Origin of the sequence: Enterobacter cloacae complex sp. IR5412 (genome assembly GCF_049237385.1) — a bacterium.
In the GTDB taxonomy this organism is placed as follows: domain Bacteria; phylum Pseudomonadota; class Gammaproteobacteria; order Enterobacterales; family Enterobacteriaceae; genus Enterobacter; species Enterobacter intestinihominis.
In genome coordinates this window covers 640,389-664,062 of record NZ_JBMKHQ010000001.1, presented here as the reverse complement: position 1 = coordinate 664,062, position 23,674 = coordinate 640,389, and the positions used below count along the sequence as shown (strand labels likewise).

At 55.8% G+C, this 23,674-nt stretch carries 24 protein-coding genes; 15 read left to right on the top strand and 9 right to left on the bottom strand.

Annotated features, from left to right (window positions below; all coding sequences use genetic code 11):
• Window positions 1-214: 214 nt before the first annotated feature.
• Window positions 215-2,494 carry an NADP-dependent oxaloacetate-decarboxylating malate dehydrogenase gene (gene maeB, locus ACOTX2_RS03185; protein WP_023300666.1) on the top strand — a complete coding sequence of 760 codons (2,280 nt, stop codon included), beginning with the start codon at window positions 215-217 and terminating at the stop codon, window positions 2,492-2,494.
• Between the two features lie 101 nt (window positions 2,495-2,595).
• On the opposite strand, the gene hemF is transcribed toward maeB, so the two are convergent.
• Together hemF and amiA are read right to left on the bottom strand one after the other, a co-directional pair.
• A complete protein-coding gene (gene hemF, locus ACOTX2_RS03180; RefSeq protein ID WP_063147675.1) occupies window positions 2,596-3,495 on the bottom strand; it encodes an oxygen-dependent coproporphyrinogen oxidase in 900 nt (299 codons plus the stop codon).
• The gene (gene amiA, locus ACOTX2_RS03175; protein ID WP_023306670.1) at window positions 3,495-4,370 is read right to left on the bottom strand and encodes an N-acetylmuramoyl-L-alanine amidase AmiA; all 876 of its coding nucleotides are present in this window, start codon (window positions 4,368-4,370) and stop codon (window positions 3,495-3,497) included. The genes hemF and amiA overlap by 1 nt, the downstream gene beginning before the upstream one ends.
• A gap of 212 nt (window positions 4,371-4,582) precedes the next feature.
• On the opposite strand from amiA, the gene ACOTX2_RS03170 reads away from it, so the two are divergent.
• The 10 genes from ACOTX2_RS03170 to pdxK all read left to right on the top strand — a co-directional run bounded on the left by ACOTX2_RS03170 (window position 4,583) and on the right by pdxK (window position 12,878).
• Window positions 4,583-5,008 carry a GNAT family acetyltransferase gene (locus tag ACOTX2_RS03170; RefSeq protein ID WP_003861292.1) on the top strand — a complete coding sequence of 142 codons (426 nt, stop codon included), beginning with the start codon at window positions 4,583-4,585 and terminating at the stop codon, window positions 5,006-5,008.
• Window positions 4,995-5,444: a DUF2919 domain-containing protein gene (locus tag ACOTX2_RS03165; protein ID WP_023306669.1), complete on the top strand. Its 450-nt coding sequence runs from the start codon at window positions 4,995-4,997 to the stop codon at window positions 5,442-5,444. The genes ACOTX2_RS03170 and ACOTX2_RS03165 overlap by 14 nt, the downstream gene beginning before the upstream one ends.
• Window positions 5,445-5,507: 63 nt before the next feature.
• Entirely contained in the window at window positions 5,508-6,083 is a 576-nt protein-coding gene (locus ACOTX2_RS03160; RefSeq protein WP_032623819.1) for an RpoE-regulated lipoprotein, read from the top strand.
• A gap of 92 nt (window positions 6,084-6,175) precedes the next feature.
• Window positions 6,176-7,075 carry a Dyp-type peroxidase gene (locus tag ACOTX2_RS03155; protein ID WP_022648953.1) on the top strand — a complete coding sequence of 300 codons (900 nt, stop codon included), beginning with the start codon at window positions 6,176-6,178 and terminating at the stop codon, window positions 7,073-7,075.
• A 176-nt stretch (window positions 7,076-7,251) separates the two neighbouring features.
• Window positions 7,252-8,265 (top strand): sulfate ABC transporter substrate-binding protein, encoded by a 1,014-nt coding sequence (locus ACOTX2_RS03150; protein ID WP_022648952.1) that lies wholly within the window; start codon window positions 7,252-7,254, stop codon window positions 8,263-8,265.
• Complete coding sequence (gene cysT, locus ACOTX2_RS03145; protein WP_022648951.1) at window positions 8,265-9,098, top strand: sulfate/thiosulfate ABC transporter permease CysT; 834 nt, start codon at window positions 8,265-8,267, stop codon at window positions 9,096-9,098. Before ACOTX2_RS03150 ends, cysT begins: the two co-directional genes overlap by 1 nt.
• A complete protein-coding gene (cysW, locus tag ACOTX2_RS03140; RefSeq protein WP_003861305.1) occupies window positions 9,098-9,973 on the top strand; it encodes a sulfate/thiosulfate ABC transporter permease CysW in 876 nt (291 codons plus the stop codon). The genes cysT and cysW overlap by 1 nt, the downstream gene beginning before the upstream one ends.
• The gene (gene cysA / locus ACOTX2_RS03135) at window positions 9,963-11,057 is read left to right on the top strand and encodes a sulfate/thiosulfate ABC transporter ATP-binding protein CysA (protein ID WP_022648949.1); all 1,095 of its coding nucleotides are present in this window, start codon (window positions 9,963-9,965) and stop codon (window positions 11,055-11,057) included. Before cysW ends, cysA begins: the two co-directional genes overlap by 11 nt.
• Before the next feature lie 67 nt (window positions 11,058-11,124).
• Window positions 11,125-12,036, top strand: coding sequence for a cysteine synthase CysM (gene cysM, locus ACOTX2_RS03130; protein ID WP_022648948.1), 912 nt, complete (start codon window positions 11,125-11,127; stop codon window positions 12,034-12,036).
• Between the two features lie 5 nt (window positions 12,037-12,041).
• On the top strand, window positions 12,042-12,878 hold the full coding sequence (gene pdxK / locus ACOTX2_RS03125; protein ID WP_022648947.1) for a pyridoxine/pyridoxal/pyridoxamine kinase: 837 nt from the start codon (window positions 12,042-12,044) through the stop codon (window positions 12,876-12,878).
• Window positions 12,879-12,922: 44 nt separating this feature from the next.
• On the opposite strand, the gene crr is transcribed toward pdxK, so the two are convergent.
• From crr to cysZ, 5 genes are all read right to left on the bottom strand, one after another.
• Complete coding sequence (gene crr / locus ACOTX2_RS03120) at window positions 12,923-13,426, bottom strand: PTS glucose transporter subunit IIA (RefSeq protein WP_022648946.1); 504 nt, start codon at window positions 13,424-13,426, stop codon at window positions 12,923-12,925.
• A 43-nt stretch (window positions 13,427-13,469) separates the two neighbouring features.
• Window positions 13,470-15,197, bottom strand: a complete 1,728-nt coding sequence (gene ptsI, locus ACOTX2_RS03115) for a phosphoenolpyruvate-protein phosphotransferase PtsI (protein ID WP_022648945.1) — start codon at window positions 15,195-15,197, stop codon at window positions 13,470-13,472.
• Window positions 15,198-15,242: 45 nt separating this feature from the next.
• Window positions 15,243-15,500, bottom strand: a complete 258-nt coding sequence (gene ptsH, locus ACOTX2_RS03110; protein WP_000487600.1) for a phosphocarrier protein Hpr — start codon at window positions 15,498-15,500, stop codon at window positions 15,243-15,245.
• Window positions 15,501-15,817: 317 nt separating this feature from the next.
• A complete protein-coding gene (cysK, locus tag ACOTX2_RS03105; protein ID WP_006811453.1) occupies window positions 15,818-16,789 on the bottom strand; it encodes a cysteine synthase A in 972 nt (323 codons plus the stop codon).
• Window positions 16,790-16,952: 163 nt separating this feature from the next.
• Window positions 16,953-17,714, bottom strand: a complete 762-nt coding sequence (gene cysZ / locus ACOTX2_RS03100; protein ID WP_022648944.1) for a sulfate transporter CysZ — start codon at window positions 17,712-17,714, stop codon at window positions 16,953-16,955.
• Between the two features lie 229 nt (window positions 17,715-17,943).
• Between cysZ and zipA the strand changes: the two genes are divergently transcribed.
• From zipA to ACOTX2_RS03085, 3 genes are all read left to right on the top strand, one after another.
• The gene (gene zipA / locus ACOTX2_RS03095; protein ID WP_063147676.1) at window positions 17,944-18,939 is read left to right on the top strand and encodes a cell division protein ZipA; all 996 of its coding nucleotides are present in this window, start codon (window positions 17,944-17,946) and stop codon (window positions 18,937-18,939) included.
• 68 nt (window positions 18,940-19,007) lie between these two features.
• Entirely contained in the window at window positions 19,008-21,023 is a 2,016-nt protein-coding gene (gene ligA, locus ACOTX2_RS03090) for an NAD-dependent DNA ligase LigA (protein WP_032623825.1), read from the top strand.
• Between the two features lies 1 nt (window position 21,024).
• A complete protein-coding gene (locus ACOTX2_RS03085; RefSeq protein ID WP_003861328.1) occupies window positions 21,025-21,240 on the top strand; it encodes a DUF3820 family protein in 216 nt (71 codons plus the stop codon).
• Here ACOTX2_RS03085 and ACOTX2_RS03080 read toward each other — a convergent pair.
• Complete coding sequence (locus tag ACOTX2_RS03080) at window positions 21,237-22,232, bottom strand: bile acid:sodium symporter family protein (protein WP_022648941.1); 996 nt, start codon at window positions 22,230-22,232, stop codon at window positions 21,237-21,239. The genes ACOTX2_RS03085 and ACOTX2_RS03080 overlap by 4 nt on opposite strands.
• Before the next feature lie 89 nt (window positions 22,233-22,321).
• Between ACOTX2_RS03080 and ACOTX2_RS03075 the strand changes: the two genes are divergently transcribed.
• Complete coding sequence (locus ACOTX2_RS03075) at window positions 22,322-23,263, top strand: LysR family transcriptional regulator (RefSeq protein ID WP_032676151.1); 942 nt, start codon at window positions 22,322-22,324, stop codon at window positions 23,261-23,263.
• On the opposite strand, the gene ACOTX2_RS03070 is transcribed toward ACOTX2_RS03075, so the two are convergent.
• Window positions 23,254-23,595, bottom strand: coding sequence for a FlxA-like family protein (locus ACOTX2_RS03070; RefSeq protein ID WP_022648939.1), 342 nt, complete (start codon window positions 23,593-23,595; stop codon window positions 23,254-23,256). The two genes, ACOTX2_RS03075 and ACOTX2_RS03070, sit on opposite strands and share 10 nt — an antisense overlap.
• Window positions 23,596-23,674 lie beyond the last annotated feature (79 nt).

Below are 23,674 nucleotides of genomic sequence, written 5' to 3'. Positions count from 1 at the left end.
AACAAAAAAGCATAGCAGACGGGGGAGGCATTGCTTTCTGAGACGGGTAACATGGCTGTTATAAATTGATAACAATTTTTATTCTGCAATGGTGAGAGTTTGGCAGCCTTCAAAGTTTAGGAGCCTGCCTGCGGCGATACTATGCGGCACACCAGGGTGTGCATAGGAACGTCGACATCACCCTTTTTGACCGAAACGTGAAAGGAATAACAAGATGGATGATCAGTTAAAACAAAGCGCTCTCGATTTTCACGAGTTTCCTGTTCCGGGTAAAATCCAGGTATCCCCGACCAAACCGCTGGCGACCCAGCGCGATCTGGCGCTGGCCTACTCGCCGGGCGTGGCTGCTCCGTGCCTGGAAATCGAAAAAGATCCGCTGGCAGCGTACAAATACACCGCGCGCGGCAACCTGGTGGCCGTTATCTCTAACGGTACGGCGGTGCTGGGGTTAGGGAACATCGGTGCGCTGGCTGGTAAGCCGGTGATGGAAGGGAAAGGCGTTCTGTTTAAGAAATTTGCCGGTATCGACGTCTTCGATATCGAAGTGGACGAACTGGATCCGGATAAATTCATCAACGTGGTGGCGGCGCTGGAGCCGACCTTCGGCGGCATCAACCTGGAAGACATCAAAGCGCCGGAATGTTTCTATATCGAGCAGAAGCTGCGCGAGCGTATGAACATTCCCGTGTTCCATGACGACCAGCACGGCACGGCGATTATCAGTACCGCCGCCATTCTGAACGGCCTGCGCGTGGTAGAGAAAAATCTCTCCGACGTGCGCATGGTGGTCTCCGGCGCAGGCGCCGCGGCCATCGCCTGTATGAACCTGCTGGTGGCGCTGGGCATGCAGAAGCACAATATTGTGGTCTGCGACTCCAAGGGCGTGATCTACAAAGACCGCGAGCCAAACATGGCGGAAACCAAGGCGGCCTATGCGGTGGAAGACGACGGCAAGCGCACGCTTGAAGACGTGATTGACGGTGCTGACATTTTCCTCGGCTGTTCAGGCCCGAAAGTGCTGACCCAGGAGATGGTGCAGAAGATGGCGCGCGCGCCAATGATCCTGGCTCTGGCGAACCCGGAGCCGGAAATTCTGCCGCCGCTGGCGAAGGCGGTGCGTGAAGACGCTATCATCTGCACCGGACGTTCGGACTACCCGAACCAGGTGAACAACGTGCTCTGCTTCCCGTTCATCTTCCGCGGGGCGCTGGACGTCGGCGCCACGGCGATCAACGAAGAGATGAAGCTGGCTGCCGTTCATGCTATCGCAGAGCTGGCGCACGCCGAGCAGAGCGAAGTGGTGGCCTCCGCCTACGGCGATCAGGATCTGAGCTTCGGCCCCGACTACATCATCCCTAAACCATTTGACCCGCGTCTGATCGTGAAGATCGCGCCAGCGGTGGCCAAAGCGGCGATGGACTCCGGCGTGGCGACGCGGCCGATTGAAGATTTCGATGCCTACGTCGATAAACTCACCGAGTTCGTTTACAAAACCAACCTGTTTATGAAGCCGATCTTCTCCCAGGCGCGCGCCGACGCGAAGCGCGTGGTGCTGGCGGAAGGGGAAGAGGCGCGCGTGCTGCATGCGACGCAGGAGCTGATCACCTTAGGGCTGGCGAAACCGATCCTGATTGGTCGTCCGAGCGTGATCGAGATGCGTATTCAGAAGCTCGGCCTGCAAATAAAGCCGGGCGTGGACTTTGAGATCGTTAACAACGAATCCGATCCGCGCTTCAAAGAGTACTGGAACGAATACTATTCGATCATGAAGCGTCGCGGGATCACCCAGGAGCAGGCGCAGCGGGCGGTGATCAGCAACACCACGGTGATCGGCGCGATCATGGTTCATCGCGGTGAGGCGGATGCGCTGATCTGCGGCACCATCGGCGAGTACCATGAGCATTTCAGCGTGGTACAGGAGATCTTCGGCTATCGCGAGGGCGTCCATACTGCCGGCGCAATGAACGCGCTGCTGCTGCCAAGCGGTAACACCTTTATCGCCGATACCTACGTCAACGACGATCCCTCCCCGGACGAACTGGCGGAAATCACCGTGATGGCGGCGGAAACCGTGCGCCGCTTTGGTATCGAGCCGAAAGTGGCGCTGCTGTCGCACTCAAACTTCGGGTCATCCAAATCCGCGGCGGCGTGCAAAATGCGCCAGACGCTGGACCTGGTGCGCGAGCGTGCGCCGGAGCTGATGATCGACGGCGAGATGCACGGCGACGCCGCGCTGGTGGAGAGTATTCGTAATGAACGTATGCCGGACAGCCCGCTGAAAGGCTCGGCGAACGTGCTGATTATGCCGAACGTGGAAGCGGCGCGTATCAGCTACAACCTGCTGCGCGTGTCGAGTTCTGAAGGTGTGACCGTCGGGCCGGTACTGATGGGGGTGTCAAAACCGGTGCATGTGTTAACGCCGATTGCCTCCGTGCGTCGTATCGTCAACATGGTGGCGCTGGCGGTGGTTGAGGCGCAGACGCAGCCGCTGTAATTTATTGCCCTCGCACCTCACCCTAACCCTCTCCCCATAGGGGAGAGGGGACTGCTCTGAGCCGTCTTTTCTGGGGAGAGGGCCGGGGTGAGGGGTAAGGGTTAAACCCAGTCCCGAACCTTAATAAACTCACTCAAGGCAGCCTCCGGGCTGCCTTCTTTTGGCGCGTAGCTGTATTCCCAGCGCACCAGCGGCGGCATCGACATCAGAATGGACTCCGTGCGCCCGCCGGTTTGCAGGCCAAACAGCGTCCCGCGATCCCACACCAGATTAAACTCCACATAGCGCCCGCGACGGTAGAGCTGGAACTCACGCTCGCTCACGCCGTAGTCGGTGTCTTTGCGGCGTTCGACAATCGGAAGATAGGCGTCGGTAAAGCCTTCACCCACCGCGCGCATAAAGCTGAACGCGGTATCAAAATCCGGCGTGTTGAGATCGTCAAAGAACAGCCCGCCGATGCCGCGCTGCTCGTCGCGGTGCTTCAGATAAAAATAGTCATCGCACCACTTTTTATATTTCGGGTAAACGTCTTCGCCAAACGGCAGGCAGAGGTCGCGCGCGGTGGTGTGCCAGTGCACGGCATCCTCTTCAAAGCCATAGTAAGGCGTTAAGTCGAAACCGCCGCCAAACCACCAGACCGGATCGGCCCCCGGTTTTTCCGCGATGAAAAAGCGCACGTTGGCGTGGCTGGTTGGCACAAACGGGTTATGCGGATGCACCACCAGCGAGACGCCCATCGCCTCGAAGCTGCGGCCCGCCAGTTCAGGCCGATGCGCCGTGGCGGACGCTGGCATTGCATCACCGTGGACGTGGGAGAAGTTGACCCCGGCCTGTTCAAAAATACCGCCGTTACGCAGCACGCGGCTGCGCCCGCCGCCGCCCGCTTCGCGCTGCCAGGTGTCTTCCTGGAATTCACCGCCGTCTGCGGCGGTCAGTTTCTGGCAAATCGCGTCCTGGAGCTGCATCAGGAAAGTTTTGACCAGCTGTGCATTCGGTTTCATCAACGTTTCCTGGAGTGCGCTTTTTGATTATCGAACCAGTTGAAATAACTGATGACCCCGGAGGCGATGGCGTTCGCGATCTTCTGACGAAACGCCTTAGTGCCGAGTAAACGCTCTTCTTCCGGGTTGGTAATGAACGAGGTTTCCACCAGCACGGACGGAATAGACGGTGACTTCAGCACCACAAACGCGGCCTGCTCGGTGCTTTTACTGTGCAGACGGTGCACGGGTTTAATCCGTTTGAGGATATGCGAGCCGAGCGTCAGGCTGTTTTTGATGGTATCGGTCTGCACGAGATCGAACAGAACCTGCTGCAACAGATGGTCTTTGTCGGTGGCTTTTTTCCCGGCCACTTCATCCGCCCGGTTTTCGCGATCGGAGAGGTATTTCGCCATGGCGCTACTGGCGCCACGGTTGGAGAGCGCAAATACCGAGGCGCCTGCGGCGGAAGGGTTTGTGAAGCCATCCGCGTGAATGGACATAAACAGGTCTGCGCCGTGCTTGTGGGCAATCTCCACGCGATCGTACAGCGGGATAAACGTGTCGCCTGTGCGCGTCAGGCGGGCGTCAATACCGTTGCTGCGTAAAATTGCGCGTACATTTTTTGCAATTGCCAGCACGACGTGTTTTTCTTTCGACCCGTTTCGGCCAATGGCGCCGGTGTCGATCCCGCCGTGGCCCGGATCGAGCATGACCAGACGCTTTGCGCCAGCTTTTTTGGTTTTCGGCTTGCTGTGTCCGTTACTGGTTTTAAGCGTGCTCTCTTCTTTTGCCTGAGCCTGCTTTGCGATACCCGATAACGTTAAGGCCGCCAGCCCCGCTTTGAGAACCTGACGACGCGATGTGAGTGCTTTTAATGGTTTGAATGTGCTCATGCGGCCTGAATTGTAAAAATTGGGGTCCTGGTGTTATATCGTATCGTGTTTCCCGTTACGACAGTCCTTATTGAGAATTGTTTTACTTTTCATTTCAATACGTGACAAAGTGACATTATGCCAAATTTTGGCGAGTTTTTCCCCGGTTATTGGCTAAACGCCCTGTTCACGCCATAATCACTGTTTTTAAACCCGAAAAGGCGGTTAATACCATGGAGATACGCGTTTTTCGCCAGGAAGATTTCGAAGAGGTGATCACCCTTTGGGAGCGCTGCGATCTGCTGCGTCCGTGGAACGATCCGGAAATGGACATCGAACGGAAGGTGAATCACGACGTCAGTCTGTTTCTGGTCGCTGAGGTCAACGGCGAAGTGGTCGGGACGGTGATGGGTGGGTACGACGGCCACCGCGGCTCGGCCTACTATCTGGGCGTGCACCCGGAATACCGCGCGCGCGGCATCGCCAACGCGCTGCTTAACCGTCTGGAAAAGAAACTGATCGCCCGTGGCTGCCCGAAAATCCAGATTATGGTCCGGGAAGATAACGACGTGGTGCTGGGCATGTATGAACGTCTGGGCTACGAGCACGCGGATGTACTGACGCTGGGTAAGCGCCTGATCGAAGATGAAGAGTACTGAGTTCCACCCTGGCGACTACGACGTTCACGGTCGTCTGCGTCTGCCTTTTTTGTTCTGGTGCGTTCTGCTGTTGCAGGCCCGAACCTGGGTGCTGTTCGTTATGGCTGGCGCGTCGCGCGGGCAGGGCGATACGTTACTGAATCTCTTTTATCCCGATCACGATGCGTTCTGGCTGGGATTGCTGCCGGGTGTACCAGCGGTCCTGGCGTTTCTGTGCAGCGGACGGCGGCAAGCCATTCCGCGCTTCTGGCGCGCGCTTCGCTGGCTGCTGATCCTGGCGCAGTTTGTGCTTCTGGTCTGGCAACCCTTGCTCTGGCTGTACGGCGAGCCGCTTTCGGGTATCGGGATTGCACTGGTGGTGGCGGATATTGTCGCGCTGCTGTGGCTGGTCACGAATCCCCGTTTACGCGCCTGTTTTACGCAAGAGCCAGATTAAAACGGCACTTTTTGCCGATACTGCACTCCAACAAGCGTTGATTTACTACGTAAGGACGTCTCAATGAAATCGCTGCGTTTACTTTTATGCGCTCTCCCGCTGGCGTTAACCGGCTGTTCCACGCTCTCATCCATCAACTGGTCTGCGGCCTATCCGTGGAACTGGTTTGGCTCCTCAATGGAAGTGACCGAGCAGGGCGTGGGCAAAATCACCGCCTCGACGGCGCTGGATCAGGATGCCATTCAGGATGCCATCGGCAGTGATTATCGCCTGCGCAGCGGCATGAAAACCGAGAACGGCAACATCGTGCGCTATTTCGAAGCGTTGAAAGATGACAAGGTGGCAATGGTCATCAACGGCGATAAAGGTACGGTCAACCGCATTGCGGTGATGGATGAAGAGATCCCGACCTCAGGTGGCGTGAAGGTGGGAACGCCGTTTGGCGAACTCTATCAGAAAGCGTTTGGCCACTGCGCCAGTGTGCCATCGGAGGAGAGCGTGGCGGTCGAGTGTAAGGCCGACGGCAGCCAGCATATTAGCTATGTGTTCAGCGGCACCTGGAACGGTCCGGAAGGGTTAATGCCGTCTGACGACACCCTGAAAAAGTGGAAAGTGAGCAAAATTATCTGGAAGCAGTAATTTGCGCCTGAGCAAGCCGCCTCGCTGAAATCCAGGTATAATAGCCGCCATCAATGCCACGCTGTCGTGGCATCTTTATTTCAGGAGGAGCGATGTCTCAGGTTCAGAGTGGCATTTTGCCAGAACATTGCCGGGCGGCGATTTGGATTGAAGCCAACGTCAAAGGGGACGTGGATGCCCTGCGCGCGGCCAGCAAAGTTTTCGTTGATAAACTGGCCACCTTCCAGGCCAAATTCCCCGAAGCCCATCTGGGCGCGGTGGTTGCCTTTGGCAGCACCGTCTGGCGTCATCTGAGCGGCGGCGAAGGCGCAGAAGAGCTGAAAGACTTTATTCCTTATGGCAAAGGTCTTGCGCCCGCTACCCAGTATGACGTTCTGATCCATATCCTCTCCCTGCGTCACGACGTGAACTTTTCTGTCGCTCAGGCTGCGATTGAGGCCTTTGGTGACAGTATCGACGTGCAGGAAGAGATCCACGGTTTCCGCTGGGTGGAAGAGCGCGATTTGAGCGGCTTCGTCGACGGCACCGAAAACCCGGCCGGGGAAGAGACGCGTCGCGAGGTGGCTGTAATCAAGGATGGCGTGGACGCGGGCGGCAGCTATGTGTTCGTCCAGCGCTGGGAGCATAACCTCAGGCAGCTTAACCGCATGAGCGTGCATGACCAGGAGATGATGATTGGCCGTACCAAAGATGCCAATGAAGAGATTGACGGCGATGCGCGTCCGGTCACTTCCCACCTGTCCCGCGTTGACCTTAAAGAAGACGGTAAGGGGCTGAAGATTGTTCGCCAGAGCCTGCCGTACGGCACCGCGAGCGGTACGCACGGCCTGTACTTCTGCGCTTACTGCGCACGCCTCTACAACATCGAACAGCAGCTGCTGAGCATGTTTGGCGATACCGACGGTAAGCGTGACGCCATGCTGCGCTTCACCCGCCCGGTGACCGGCGGCTACTACTTTGCGCCGTCCGTTGAGCGCCTGCTGGCGTTGTAAATCGCTCTCCATTCGTAGGCCGGGTAAGCGTGAGCGCCACCCGGCAATTTCTCCCGCACCTCTTATTCCCTTTTCTGCTTCTAAATCACCAAACGGTATATAAAACCGTTACTCCTTTAGACTCCGTTATAAATATTATGACTATAAGATAGTCATCACATTTATAAGGGTGCGCAATGGCCGTTACTGTACTGAAAAAAGGATCGCTGGCACTGGCAGGTTTACTGCTGGTGGCGCAGGCGCAGGCAACCGAGTTGCTGAACAGTTCTTATGATGTTTCGCGCGAGCTGTTTGCCGCCCTTAATCCCGCATTTGAACAGCAGTGGGCGAAAGAGAACAACGGCGACAAGCTGACCATCAAGCAGTCGCACGCTGGCTCATCTAAGCAGGCGCTGGCCATTTTGCAGGGGCTGAAAGCGGACGTGGTGACCTACAACCAGGTCACGGACGTGCAGATCCTGCACGACAAAGGCAAACTGATCCCGGCGAACTGGCAAAGCCGCCTGCCGAACAACAGTTCGCCATTTTACTCCACCATGGGCTTCCTGGTGCGCAAGGGCAACCCGAAGAACATCCACGACTGGAACGACCTGGTGCGTTCAGACGTAAAGCTGATCTTCCCGAATCCGAAAACCTCCGGCAACGCACGTTACACCTATCTGGCGGCGTGGGGCGCGGCGGACAAAGCTGACGGTAACGATAAAGCGAAAACCGAACAGTTTATGACCCAGTTCCTGAAAAACGTCGAGGTGTTTGATACCGGCGGTCGTGGCGCAACCACCACCTTCGCCGAGCGCGGGCTGGGCGACGTACTGATCAGCTTTGAATCCGAAGTGAACAATATTCGTAAACAGTACGAAGCGCAGGGCTTCGAAGTGGTTATCCCGAAAACGAACATTCTGGCCGAGTTCCCGGTGGCGTGGGTGGATAAAAACGTTAAGGCTAACGGCACAGAAAAGGCGGCGAAAGCCTACCTGAACTATCTGTACAGCCCGCAGGCGCAAACCGTTATCACCGACTACTACTACCGTGTCAACAACCCGGACGTGATGAGCAAGCTGAAAGACAAATTCCCGCAGACCGAGCTGTTCCGCGTGGAAGATCATTTTGGCGCCTGGCCTGAGGTCATGAAAACGCATTTTGTCAGCGGCGGTGAGTTGGACAAACTGCTGGCAGCGGGGCGTAAGTAATGTTTGCAGTGTCCTCCAGACGTGTGCTGCCGGGCTTTACCTTAAGCCTCGGGACCAGCCTGCTGTTCGTCTGTCTGATTTTGTTATTACCGCTCAGCGCGCTGGTGATGCAGCTCGCTGAGATGAGCTGGTCCCAGTACTGGGAAGTGATTACTAACCCACAGGTGGTGGCGGCCTACAAGGTCACCCTGCTGTCTGCGTTCGTGGCCTCGATTTTTAACGGCGTGTTTGGCCTGCTGATGGCGTGGATCTTAACTCGCTATCGCTTCCCGGGCCGCACCCTGCTCGACGCGCTGATGGATCTGCCGTTTGCCCTGCCGACGGCGGTTGCCGGTTTGACGCTGGCGTCGCTGTTTTCCGTGAACGGCTTTTACGGTGAGTGGCTGGCTAAGTTTGATATCAAAGTGACCTATACCTGGCTCGGTATCGCGGTGGCCATGGCCTTTACCAGCATCCCGTTTGTGGTACGTACCGTGCAGCCGGTGCTGGAAGAGTTAGGACCCGAATACGAAGAGGCCGCAGAAACGCTCGGCGCCACGCGCTGGCAGAGTTTTCGCAAGGTCGTGCTGCCGGAACTCTCTCCGGCGTTGCTGGCGGGTATCGCGCTCTCCTTTACCCGCAGCCTCGGTGAGTTTGGCGCGGTCATTTTTATCGCCGGGAACATCGCGTGGAAAACCGAAGTAACCTCGCTGATGATTTTTGTCCGTTTGCAGGAGTTTGATTATCCGGCCGCGAGTGCGATTGCCTCGGTGATCCTTGCCGCGTCGCTGCTATTGCTGTTCTCGATTAACACTCTGCAAAGTCGCTTTGGTCGACGTGTGGTAGGTCACTGATGGCGGAAGTTACGCAATTGAAGCGCTATGACGCGCCCCGCATCAACTGGGGCAAATGGTTTCTGATTGGTACCGGCGTGCTGGTCTCCGCATTTATTCTGGTCGTGCCGATGGTGTACATCTTCGTTCAGGCCTTCAGTAAAGGGATTATGCCCGCGCTGCAAAACCTGGCCGATCCGGACATGCTCCACGCCATCTGGCTGACGGTCATGATTGCCCTGATCACCGTCCCGGTGAATCTGGTGTTTGGCGTATTGCTGGCCTGGCTGGTAACGCGCTTTAACTTCCCGGGGCGTCAGCTGCTGCTGACCCTGCTGGATATCCCGTTTGCGGTGTCACCGGTGGTGGCGGGTCTGGTTTATCTGCTCTTCTACGGTTCCAATGGCCCGCTGGGCGGCTGGCTGGATGAACACGACCTGCAGATCATGTTCGCCTGGCCGGGGATGGTGCTGGTGACCGTCTTTGTCACCTGTCCGTTCGTGGTACGCGAGCTGGTGCCGGTGATGCTCAGCCAGGGCAGCCATGAAGATGAAGCCGCGGTGCTGCTCGGCGCTTCCGGCTGGCAGATGTTCCGCCGCGTCACGCTGCCGAATATCCGCTGGGCACTGCTTTACGGCGTGGTGCTGACTAATGCCCGTGCGATTGGTGAGTTTGGTGCGGTGTCGGTGGTATCCGGCTCGATTCGCGGCGAAACCCTGTCGCTGCCGTTACAGATTGAATTACTGGAACAGGACTACAACACCGTCGGTTCCTTTACTGCCGCAGCGTTGCTGACGCTGATGGCGATTTTGACCCTGTTTTTGAAGAGTGTGGTGCAGTGGCGTTTAGAGAATCAGGAAAAACGTCAGCATCAGGAGGGAAATCATGAGCATTGAGATTGCCAATATTAAGAAGTCTTTTGGTCGCACCCAGGTGCTGAATGATATCTCGCTGGATATCCCTTCCGGACAAATGGTGGCGCTGCTGGGGCCGTCTGGCTCCGGTAAAACCACGCTGCTGCGTATTATCGCCGGGCTTGAGCACCAGACCAGCGGACATATCCGCTTCCACGGTACGGACGTAAGCCGTTTGCATGCCCGCGACCGTAAAGTGGGTTTTGTATTCCAGCACTACGCCCTGTTCCGCCACATGACGGTATTCGACAACATCGCGTTTGGTCTGACCGTACTGCCGCGTCGTGAGCGTCCGAATGCGGCCGCCATCAAAGCGAAAGTGACCAAACTGCTGGAGATGGTGCAGCTGGCTCATCTGGCGGACCGCTTCCCGGCACAGCTTTCTGGCGGGCAGAAACAGCGCGTGGCGCTGGCGCGTGCGTTAGCCGTGGAACCGCAAATCCTGCTGCTGGACGAACCGTTTGGCGCGCTGGATGCGCAGGTGCGTAAAGAGCTCCGCCGCTGGCTGCGTCAGCTTCATGAGGAACTCCAGTTCACCAGCGTTTTCGTGACCCACGATCAGGAAGAGGCGATGGAAGTAGCCGACCGCGTGGTGGTGATGAGTCAGGGCAACATTGAGCAGGTTGACGAGCCAGAGCAACTCTGGCGTGAACCGGCGACCCGCTTTGTGCTGGAGTTTATGGGGGAAGTAAACCGCCTTCAGGGTACTATTCGCGGCGGTCAGTTCCACGTTGGCGCGCACCGCTGGCCGCTGGGGTATACCTCCGCGCACCAGGGGCCGGTGGATCTGTTCCTGCGCCCGTGGGAAGTGGACGTCAGCCGCCGTACCAGCCTGGACTCACCGCTTCCGGTGCAGGTGCTGGAAGCTAGCCCTAAAGGTCACTACACCCAATTAGTGGTACAGCCCCTGGGCTGGTACACCGAGCCGCTGACCGTGGTTATGCGTGACGACGAGCCGCCGCACCGGGGGGAACGCCTGTTTGTGGGGCTGCAACACGCGCGCATTTATCACGGCAACGAGCGCATCGAGACGCGCGAGGATATTGCTCTGGCGGAGTCAGCCTGATAGGTTATTGAGTATGTTTTTCGCCCGGTGGCGTGATGCTTACCGGGCTTTTTATTGAGTAAAAAACGTGAATACACTCGAACACACCATCGGCAACACCCCTCTGGTCAAACTTCAGCGCATGGGGTGTGACAACGGCAGCGAAATCTGGGTCAAACTTGAAGGCAATAACCCGGCGGGGTCGGTGAAAGACCGGGCGGCGCTGTCGATGATTGTTCAGGCCGAAAAGCGCGGCGAAATAAAGCCCGGCGACGTGCTGATCGAAGCCACCAGCGGTAACACCGGTATCGCACTGGCGATGATAGCCGCCCTGAAAGGCTATCGTATGAAGCTGCTGATGCCGGATAACATGAGCCAGGAGCGCCGTGCCGCCATGCGTGCCTACGGGGCCGAGCTGATTCTGGTGAGCAAAGAGCAGGGGATGGAAGGGGCGCGAGATTTAGCGTTAGCGATGGCGGAGCGCGGGGAAGGCAAGCTGCTCGACCAGTTTAATAACCCGGACAACCCGTACGCGCACTACACCACCACCGGCCCGGAAATCTGGCAGCAAACCGGCGGGCGCATCACCCACTTTGTCTCCAGCATGGGGACCACGGGCACGATCACCGGTGTGTCACGTTTTCTGCGCGAGCAGGAGCAGCCGGTGACGATTGTCGGCCTCCAGCCGGAAGAGGGAAGCAGTATTCCGGGCATTCGCCGCTGGCCCGCGGAGTATATGCCGGGCATCTTTAATGCGCAGCTTGTGGACCAGGTGCTGGATATTCATCAGCGCGAGGCGGAAAATACCATGCGTGAGCTGGCCGTGCGTGAAGGCATCTTCTGCGGCGTCAGTTCGGGTGGCGCGGTAGCGGGGGCGATTCGGGTGGCTAAGGCAAACCCGGGTGCAGTAGTGGTAGCGATTATTTGCGATCGCGGCGATCGCTACCTGTCGACCGGCGTCTTTGGTGAAGAGAGTTATTCGCAGGGGGCGGGGATTTAAGCGTCATGGAGATGATTTTATTCCGGGATAACACCCGGGCGCAGCAAACCGATATTGTCGCCGTTCAGTCGCAGGTGGTGTACGGCAGTGTGGGAAACAGCATCGCGGTGCCAAATATTCGCACCCATCGACTGAACGTTACCGCCGTGCCGACGGTGCTGTTCAGCAATACGCCACACTACGACACCTTCTACGGCGGGGTGATCCCGGACGAGTGGTTCAGCGGCTACCTGAAGGCGCTGGAAGAGCGCGAGATCCTGCGCGAGCTTAAAGCAGTCACTACCGGCTATATGGGCAGCGCCAGCCAGATCGTGCTGCTGGCGCAGTGGCTGAAGGCGATCAAAGTGCAACATCCCGATCTGCTGGTGCTGGTCGACCCGGTAATCGGAGACATCGACAGCGGGATGTACGTGAAGCCGGATATTCCTGAAGCCTACCGTGAGCACCTGCTCCCGCTGGCCCAGGGCATTACGCCCAACGTGTTTGAGCTGGAAGTGCTGAGCGGCAAACCGTGCCGTACGCCGGAGAGCGCCATTGCCGCCGCGCAGGGACTGCTGTCTGACACGCTTAAATGGGTGGCGATCACCAGCGCGCCAGTGGCTGACGATCCGCAAAATATCCACGTCGTGCTGGTGAGCGAGGAGGGCGTTACCGTAAGCGCACACCCGCGCGTTGAGACGGACCTGAAAGGGACGGGGGATCTGTTCTGTTCGGAGCTGGTGAGCGGTATCGTCGGCGGTAAAACCGTGGCCGACGCCATTCGCATGGCGGGCGACAGGGTGACTGACGTGATGATCTATACGCAGTCGAAAGGCTACGACGAGCTTATTCTGCCTGCATAAACAAAAATGGCGCCCGAAGGCGCCATTTTACCGTGCGGCAAGAATTACTTCTTGATGCGGATAACCGGGGTTTCACCCACGGTAACGCTGCCAGACAGTTTGATCAGCTCTTTGATTTCGTCCATGTTGGAGATAACAACCGGAGTCAGGGTAGACTTCGCTTTTTCTTCCAGCAGTGGCAGATCGAATTCAATTACAGGGTCGCCAACTTTAACACGCTGGCCTTCTTCCGCGATACGTTTGAAGCCTTCGCCTTTCAGTTCAACGGTGTCGATACCGAAGTGAACGAACAGTTCGATACCGCTATCGGATTCGATAGAGAACGCATGGTTGGTTTCAAAAATCTTACCAATGGTACCGTCAACTGGAGCAACCATTTTGTTGCCAGTTGGTTTGATAGCAATGCCATCACCAACGATTTTCTCAGCAAACACTACATCCGGCACGTCTTCGATATTGACGATCTCGCCGGAGAGCGGAGCAACAATCTCAATAGTTCCGGAGTCGCTATTGCTTTTGTCACCGAACAGTTTACTAAATAAACCCATTAGACTTATCTCCTAAGCAGTAATTTGGGCCGCATCTCGTGGATTAGCAGATTGTTTTTTCTTCAATGAACTTGTTAACCAGCGTCATTAACTCGTCCGTTGTCGGTTGAGCAAGAGCCTGCTCTGCTAATACCTTCGCATCTTCGAAGTTCGTGTTACGGATAATCTTCTTGATGCGCGGGATGGAAATGGCGCTCATAGAGAATTCGTCCAGACCCATACCCAGCAACAGAAGTGTAGCACGTTCGTCGCCTGCAAGCTCACCACACATGCCAGTCCATTTACCTTCTGCATGAGAAGCATCAATAACTTGCTTGATCAAATTCAGTACAGACGGCGACATTGGCTGGTAGAGATGTGAAATCATATCATTACCACGGTCAACTGCCAGGGTGTACTGCGTTAAATCATTGGTACCGATACTAAAGAAATCAACTTCTTTGGCTAAATGACGTGCAATGGTCGCGGCTGCCGGTGTTTCCACCATCACGCCGATCTCGATTGACTCGTCAAATGCTTTACCTTCGTCACGCAGTTCCTGCTTGTAGATTTCAATCTCTTTCTTCAGTGCACGCACTTCTTCAACAGAGATGATCATCGGGAACATGATGCGCAGCTTACCGAAAGCGGATGCACGCAGGATAGCGCGAACCTGGTCACGCAGGATCTCTTTGCGATCCATGGCGATACGTACGGCACGCCAGCCCAGGAACGGGTTCTCTTCTTTCGGGAAGTTCATGTACGGCAGCTCTTTGTCGCCACCGATATCCATGGTGCGGACGATAACGGCCTGCGAGCCGCACGCTTCCGCAACCGCTTTGTACGCTGCAAACTGCTCTTCTTCCGTTGGCAGGGCGTCGCGGTCCATGAACAGGAATTCAGTACGATACAGACCTACACCTTCCGCACCGTTGCGCTCAGCGCCGTCAACGTCACGTACGGTACCGATGTTAGCGCACACTTCAACCTGATGGCCGTCCAACGTGATGGCTGGCAGATCTTTCAGTTTAGCGAGTTCCGCTTTCTCGGTAGCAACCTGCTCCTGAACGGAACGCAGCTGCTCGATCACATCGTTAGTTGGGTTGACGTAAACCACGTTGTTTACGGCATCCAGAATCAGATAGTCGTCGTTTTTCACCTGGGAGGTGACGCTACCGGTACCCACGATGGCTGGCAGCTCCAGAGAACGCGCCATGATAGAGGTGTGGGAGGTACGTCCACCTGCATCAGTAATGAAACCCAGCACCTTGTTCAGGTTCAGCTGTGCGGTTTCAGACGGGGTCAGGTCAGCGGCAACCAGGATGACTTCGTCCTGAATCGCGCTCAGATCGATGATGGCCAGACCCAGGATGTTGCGCAGCAGGCGCTTACCGATGTCACGTACGTCAGCCGCACGCTCTTTCAGGTATTCATCGTCCAGCTCTTCCAGGGCAGTTGCCTGACCTTCGATAACTTCATGCGCAGCCGCGTCGGCCGTCATGCCTTTATCTTTAATCAGGGCTATGATTTCCTGCTCCAGCTCCTCATCTTCGAGCAGCATAATGTGCCCTTCGAAGATGGCTTCTTTTTCTTCACCGAAAGTTTCGCCAGCTTTAGTTTTAATCGCTTCCAGTTGCGCAGATGCCTTGGCACGACCGCTCAGAAAACGTTCAACTTCCTGATCAACCTTGTCGGCAGAAATTTTTTTCCGGTCAATGACGATTTCGTCTTCTTTCAGCAGCAATGCTTTGCCGAAAGCGATACCCGGGGATGCTAAAATGCCTGAAATCATAACCCTACCTTACTTGTGACTGATATTGAAAAGAACCCGGTAAACTTACTCGAGTTCAGCCATCAGCTTAACCAGATGCTCAACTGCTTTCTGCTCGTCTTCACCTTCAGCGGAGATGGTAACAACGGTACCCTGAGTCAGACCCAGAGTTTGCAGCTTGAACAGGCTTTTTGCGCTAGCGCTTTTGCCGTTGGAAGTCACAGTGATTTCAGAAGTGAAGCCTTTCGCTTCTTTAACAAACTGAGCAGCAGGGCGGGTGTGCAGACCGTTCGGAGCGGTAATGGTAACTTCTTGCTGGAACATTGTATTTCCCCAACTTATAGGTTTAGTGTTGTGGAACTAAAGTCTAGCCTGGCGACTTAACTTTAGCCTGTATAGTTAGCGCTGACGTTTCAATCGTCATTAAACATTATGCAGTGAAAGCAAGACTTGAACCAAATCATAAAATCGATTCAGCAGCGCTATTTCGTTCACCGATTAATTTCGCGCATCAAAATAATTGCTGGTTTAAATACCAGACCCAACGGGGTGAAGCAATGCCAGGAGGGGTAAAACTTTGAAGCAGGCCACAAAAAAGCACCTGAAAAGGTGCTTTTTTACGCGTTTTTAACATACTGGCATCACTGTTGCAGTTCTTTCTCTGTGAACAGATCGGCAAACAGTGCTGTGCTTAAGTAACGCTCACCCGAAGACGGTAGGATAACCACAATATTCTTGTTGGTAAAGGTTTCGTCTTCCAGCAGTTTGAGAGCTGCAGCAACCGCCGCACCGGAAGAGATACCCGCCAGAATGCCTTCCTCGTCCATCAGGCGACGCGCCGTGGAGATGGCTTCTTCATTGGTGATTGCGACCACTTTATCGATCAGCTTCAGATCGAGGTTGCCTGGAATAAAGCCAGCGCCGATACCCTGGATTTTGTGCGGACCTGGTTTGATCTCTTCGCCTGCCAGCGCCTGAGCGATAACCGGAGAGTCGGTTGGCTCAACGGCAACGGTAATCAGATCTTTTTTACCTTTCGTGCCTTTAATATAGCGAGACACCCCGGTCAGCGTACCGCCGGTGCCTACGCCGGAGATAAACACATCAACCTGACCGTCGGTATCTTCCCAGATTTCCGGGCCGGTGGTTTTCTCATGAATTTCCGGGTTGGCCGGGTTGCTGAACTGCTGGAGCAGCAGATACTTTGCAGGATCGCTGGCGACGATTTCTTCGGCCTTCTGAATCGCGCCCTTCATGCCTTTCGCGCCTTCCGTGAGGACCAGATTCGCACCCAACGCTTTCAGCAGCTTACGGCGCTCAATACTCATGGTTTCAGGCATAGTCAGCGTCAGCTTATAGCCGCGCGCCGCCGCAACATAGGCCAGGGCGATACCGGTATTGCCGCTGGTGGGTTCAACCAGCTCAACGCCAGGTTTCAGCACGCCACGCTTTTCAGCATCCCAAATCATATTCGCACCGATACGGCATTTAACGCTGAAGCTTGGGTTACGAGATTCCACCTTCGCCAGAATGCGTCCATTACCGATACGGTTCAGTCGAACCAGGGGCGTATGACCGATAGTCAGCGAGTTGTCTTCATAAATCTTACTCATGGCCTGTCCTTAACTGTATGAAATTGGGATACCGACCCAGCATACCTGTTGAACAGGTATGGGGAAGTAAGGAAATCGCATATCTATATGCTGCAAGGAAATAATGGGGATCAGTATGGAATAAGGGGCGGCATAAGCCACCCCTCTTTTACACATTTTTGCATTACTTCCATAGCGCGTGCTTAGCACGGTAGCAGTCCACCCACATCGCCGTCGCGCCGCAAACGGCAACGGGCATGATGAACAGATTCAGGAAAGGGATCATGGTGAACAGGCTGGTAAGGGCACCAAACTGCATATTGGCAACCTTCTGAGTGCGCAGGGCAGTGCGCATCTCTTTAAACGGCACTTTGTGGTTATCGAACGGATAATCACAGTACTGGATAGCAAGCATCCAGGCGCTGAACAGGAACCACAGCACGGGTGCGACCGTCTGGCCGATCCCGGGTACAAAATAAAGGATGAGCAGCACAATCGCCCGCGGCAGGTACCACGCAAACTTCTGCCATTCGCGCTTCATGATGCGGGGGACATCTTTCACGATCCCCAGTACGCCCGTGTCAGGCGGCGCCGCACCGGTCAGGCGCGCTTCCAGCTGTTCGGCCAGCAGACCGTTGAACGGCGCGGCTATCCAGTTAGCTATCGTCGAAAAGAAATAGCCGAAAACCAGCAGCACGGAGATAACCGCAATCGGCCAGAGCAGGTAGTCCAACCACTGTAACCAGTCCGGCACATAGCTCATCAGGGAAGGGATCCAGCTTTCCAGTCTGGTGAACAGCCACCAGAACGCGCCCCCCATCAGTATAATGTTGATCAGTAACGGCAAAACAACGAAGCGTCGAATGCCCGGCAGGGAGACCAGTTTCCAGCCCTGAGAAAAGTACCAGACCCCGCTACGTGGGGCAGAAGAAGATGTTGAAACCATACCAGGCTGTACTCCTTTTTACACAACCAGTGGAATTGCCCGCCTATATTATCCAGTTACGGGCCAATGACCAGTTCGGAAATGTTCGAAAAACCAGCAAAAAGCACGATTTAGTTCATCTTTATGCTGTGAATGCTCTGCATACACTTGCACTTGACGTAAACGGCAAATACTCTTAGTGAGTAAATGTTTGCCGTGGTGGCAAGGTGTTAGAACAACAGAGAATATAATGATGCAGGATTTGCGTCTGATATTAATCATTGTTGGCGCGATCGCCATAATCGCTTTACTGGTACATGGTTTCTGGACCAGCCGTAAAGAGCGTTCCTCTATGTTTCGCGATCGTCCACTGAAGCGCATGAAGTCCAGTCGCGAAGACGATGACGTTGAAGACGACATCGACGGTCTTGACGACGACGGCGTGGGTGAAGTTCGTGTTCATCGGGTCAATACTGCGCCCGGCGCAGCGCATGGAGAGCATGAAGCTCCCCGCGCTCCGCAGCACCAGTATCAACCACCGTATGCCTCTGCCCAGCCGCGCCAGCCAGCGCCGCCGCCAGTGGAAGAACCTGTTCGTTATCCGTCGCAGCAGCCTGTGCAACAGCAGCCCGTTGCGCCACAGCCTGTACAGCAGCAACCTGTGCAACAGCCTGCACAGCCAGTGCATCAGCCACAGCCAGTGCAACAGCCGCAGCCGGTAGAACAACCGCAGCCTGAATCTGCACCGCCTGCGCCACAGCCCGCTCCGCGCGTTGAGCCAGAGCCTGTTGTTGAGCCAGAACCGGTTGTTGAAAAGCCGCAGCGTAAAGAAGCGGTAATCATCATGAATGTGGCTGCTCATCATGGCACCCATCTGAACGGTGACGTGCTGCTTAACAGCATCCAACAGGCAGGCTTCAAGTTCGGCGACATGAATATTTTCCATCGCCACCTGAGTCCTGACGGCAGCGGTCCGGCGCTGTTCAGCCTGGCCAATATGGTCAATCCAGGCACGTTTGACCCGGAAATGACCGGTGATTTCGTCACGCCTGGGGTTACGATCTTTATGCAGGTGCCGTCCTACGGTGACGAGCTGCAAAACTTTAAGCTGATGCTACAGTCCGCTCAGCACATCGCCGACGAAGTGGGCGGTGTGGTGCTCGACGATCAGCGTCGTATGATGACGCCGCAGAAACTGCGCGAATATCAGGACCGCATCCGCGAAGTTAAGGAAGCTAACGCGTAATCGTCGCGTTTACTTCAACTCCTCCTCAACCCCCGCCTGTCGGGGGTTTTTCTCATTGATGGTGCGATATGGACTCAATCGAACAACAACTTACTGAACTGCGAACCACGCTTCGCCATCATGAATATCTCTATCATGTTATGGACGCACCGGAAGTGCCGGATGCGGAATATGACCGCCTGATGCGTGAACTGCGCGAGCTGGAAGCGCAGCACCCGGAGCTGATTACGCCCGATTCCCCAACGCAGCGCGTCGGCGCGGAACCGCTGGGTGCTTTCAGCCAGGTGCGCCACGAAGTGCCGATGCTGTCGCTGGATAACGTGTTTGATGAAGAGAGTTTTCTGGCTTTCAACAAGCGCGTGCAGGATCGCCTGAAGAGCGTCGACAATCTTAGCTGGTGCTGCGAGCTAAAACTGGATGGTCTGGCCGTCAGCATTCTTTATGAGAACGGCGTGATGGTACGTGCCGCAACGCGCGGCGACGGCACCACCGGGGAAGACATCACCACCAATGTGCGCACCATTCGTGCGATCCCGCTGAAGCTGCGTGGCGATAACATTCCTGCGCGGCTGGAAGTGCGCGGGGAAGTTTTCCTTCCGCAGGCGGGCTTTGAGAAGATCAATGAAGAAGCGCGTCGTACCGGGGGTAAAGTGTTTGCAAACCCGCGTAACGCGGCGGCAGGTTCGCTGCGCCAGCTCGATCCGCGTATCACCGCGAAGCGACCGCTTACTTTCTTCTGCTACGGCGTCGGGATCCTGGAAGGCGGTGACCTGCCGGATACCCACCTGGGTCGTTTAATGCAGTTCAAAGAGTGGGGTTTGCCGGTAAGCAACCGCGTGCAGCTTTGCGACTCTCCGGAGGCGGTGCTGGCGTTCTATCACAAGGTTGAAGAAGATCGTCCCACGCTTGGGTTTGATATTGATGGCGTAGTGATCAAGGTTAACTCCCTGGCATTGCAGGAACAGTTGGGTTTTGTTGCCCGGGCGCCACGCTGGGCAGTGGCCTTTAAGTTCCCGGCGCAGGAGCAGATGACCTTCGTTCGCGACGTGGAATTTCAGGTAGGACGTACGGGGGCGATTACGCCTGTGGCGCGTCTGGAGCCTGTGCAGGTGGCTGGCGTGCTGGTCAGTAACGCTACGCTGCATAACGCCGATGAAATTGCCCGTCTGGGGCTGCGAATTGGTGACAAAGTGGTGATTCGCCGCGCGGGCGATGTGATCCCGCAGGTGGTTAACGTAGTGGAATCAGAACGTCCTGCCGATACCCGTGCCATCGAGTTTCCTGCCCATTGTCCGGTATGTGGTTCGGACGTTGAGCGCGTGGAAGGTGAAGCGGTAACGCGCTGTACGGGCGGGTTAATCTGCGGCGCGCAGCGTAAAGAGTCCCTGAAGCACTTTGTCTCCCGCCGGGCGATGGACGTCGACGGAATGGGTGACAAGATCATCGACCAGTTAGTTGAGAAAGAGTATGTCCATACGCCAGCGGACCTCTTTACCCTGACGGCAGGTAAGCTGACCGGTCTTGACCGTATGGGGCCGAAATCTGCCCAGAACGTGGTCAATGCGCTTGAGGCGGCCAAAAATACTACCTTTGCCCGTTTCCTTTACGCGCTCGGCATTCGTGAAGTCGGAGAGGCGACGGCGGCAGGGCTGGCGGCGTATTTCGGCACGCTGGAGGCTCTTGAGAAAGCCACCATCGACGAACTACAGAAAGTCCCTGACGTTGGTATAGTGGTCGCTACCCACGTCTTCAACTTCTTCGCCGAAGAGAGCAACCGTGAAGTGATCGGTAAATTACTGGAACAGGGCATTCACTGGCCCGCACCGGTAGTGGTTAATGCAGAAGAGATCGACAGCCCGTTTGCCGGTAAAACGGTGGTGCTGACCGGCAGTCTGAGCCAGCTCTCGCGTGATGACGCGAAAGCGCGCCTGGTGGCGCTTGGGGCAAAAGTGGCGGGAAGCGTGTCAAAGAAAACCGACCTGGTGATCGCCGGGGAAGCGGCCGGTTCGAAGCTGGCAAAAGCGCAGGAGCTCGGCATCGAGGTGATCGATGAAGCGGAAATGATGCGCCTTTTAGGAGAGTGATGTGGAAAAAGAGCAGCTCGTTGAGATCGCCAATACGGAGATGCCGTTCGGTAAATATAAGGGCCGCAGGCTGATTGATTTACCGGAAGAATATCTGCTGTGGTTTGCCCGTAAGGATGAGTTTCCTGCCGGGCGTCTTGGCGAGCTGATGGCTATCACATTACTGATCAAAACAGAGGGGCTGACCCAGCTGGTGCAGCCCCTGAAACGTCCTTAAACTTTCGCGGCGCGGGTCTCTTCCTGCGCCAGCTTTTCAGTCTGTGCCTTGTAACGCCGCGCCAGTACCGCACACACCATCAGCTGGATTTGATGGAAAATCATCAGCGGTAGTACCATCATCCCAATGACCGACGTCGGGAACAGAATATTGGCCATCGGGATCCCGTTGGCCAGGCTCTTTTTCGATCCGCAGAATACGATGGTGATTTCATCGGCCTTATTGAAGCCGCATTTGCGGGCCACAAAGACGTTAACCGCGATCACAATGGTCAGCAGAACAATGCTTACCACCACAATAAACAGCAGCGATCCTGCACCAACCCTGTGCCAGATGCCGTTCACCACGGCTTCGCTGAAGGCCGTGTAAACCACCAGCAAAATGGAGCTTTGGTCCGTTTTCCCGATCCATTTTTTGTGTTTCGCCACAAACGCCCCAATCCAGGGGCGGGATAAGTGTCCGAGCACAAACGGCAGTAGCAGTTGCAGACAAATTTTACCCACCTGCTCCAGATTACCTTCTGCACCATGCATGTTCATCAGCAGACCGACCAGCAGCGGTGAAACAAAGATCCCGAGCAGGCTGGAAGCCGAAGCAGAACAGACCGCCGCCGCGACGTTGCCGCCCGCCAGCGAGGTAAAGGCAATAGCAGACTGCACGGTGGCCGGCAAAATGCACAGATAAAGGAAACCGGTATAGAGCGCCGGATCGACATTCACCGGCGCCCACCAGGCAAACAGCACGCCCAGAACAGGGAAGAGGATAAAGGTGCTGCACATTACCCAGAGGTGCAGTCGCCAGTGGCTACCGCCTGCAATAATGGCTTCCCGGGAGAGTTTGGCGCCATGCATAAAGAACAACAGGGCAATGGCTGCCGTGGTCAGCCCTTCAATGACCGGAACGAAACCGCCCCGCGCCGGGAAGAACGAGGCCAGCAAGACGACACCAATCAGGGTCAGCGTAAACGGATCAAGGATACGAAAAAGTTTCATAATCACTCCTGAAAACAGATGCCGCTATTGTGCTTTCTTCCCTTTGAGAAATAAAATTGATTTATTGCATCCATTCATGAATTAAACAGATGAATTATTCACTACGTCAGCTTCGTGTTTTCGTCACCGTCGCGCAGGCCCACAGCTTCAGTCGGGCAGGGGAGATGATTGGCCTCAGCCAGTCGGCGGTGAGCCATAGCGTGAAAGAGCTGGAAACTCAAACCGGCGTGAAGCTGCTCGACCGCACGACGCGCGAAGTGGTGCTCACCGAAGCGGGACATCAGCTGGCAACGCGTCTGGAAAGGCTGCTGGATGAACTGAACAGTACGCTGAGGGACGTCGGACGGCTTGGACAACAGCTTTCCGGTACCGTGAGAGTGGCGGCGAGCCAGACGATTTCGGCGCATCTTATTCCCCAGTGCATCGCTGAAAGTAATCACCGCTATCCGGATATCGATTTTGTTTTGCACGACAGGCCGCAGCAGTGGGTACTGGAGAGTATTCGTCAGGGGGATGTGGATTTCGGGATTGTTATTGATCCCGGAGCGGTAAGCGACCTGGAATGTGAAGTGGTACTCTCGGAACCCTTTTTATTGCTCTGCCGCGATGATGATCCTCTGGCATCGCTGTCGCAGGTGGCCTGGCAAGCCTTACAGGGGGCAAACCTGGTGTTACAGGATTATGCATCAGGTAGCCGCCCGCTGATAGATGCCGCACTGGCCGCACAGGGCGTAAAGGCAACCATTGTGCAGGAGATTGGGCATCCTGCCACGCTCTTCCCCATGGTCGAAGCGGGGATTGGGATCAGCGTTCTGCCTGCGCTGGCGCTGCCACTGCCGCAAGGAAGTCGTTTAACGGTGAAGCGTTTCCTGCCCTGCATTGAACGCCAGCTGATGCTGGTACGCCGTAAAAACAGGTCTCTTTCCGGAGCGGCTCATGCCTGCTGGGATGTGGTGCGTATGCAGGCCAGGCGTCTGATGGAGGCCCGCACGCGCGATCCACTTTTTAACGAAACCAATGATCAGATATAGATATCAATCTGATGTTCTGCGGAGGGTTTATTGACGCCTTCCGCCACGGCCTGACCGCTTTCCTGTTTTGGCATCGCCTCTTCTGCCTGCTGACGCTGCAATTGCGCCAGCTGTGCCTGCAACATAGCCAGCTGAGATTCGAGCAATTCTTGCTGCTTTTGCTTTTCTTCCGCTGTGGCATCACCCATGGCGACTTCTTTGAGTTGCTGAGTGACTTTCGTTATCTGTTTGGTCAGACGGGTGATCTGGGAAGCAATGTCGTTTCCGCCGGAGCTGTTATCTACGCTGCCGATTTCCATCGCCGACAGAGAAACGGGCTTAAGAGTTGTCATATTGAGATCCTTTTCGCCATAAAATAGAGGTATCGGCAAAGAAGGCGTGAGCTTGAGTAAAACAAGCGGTTTGGCTGCA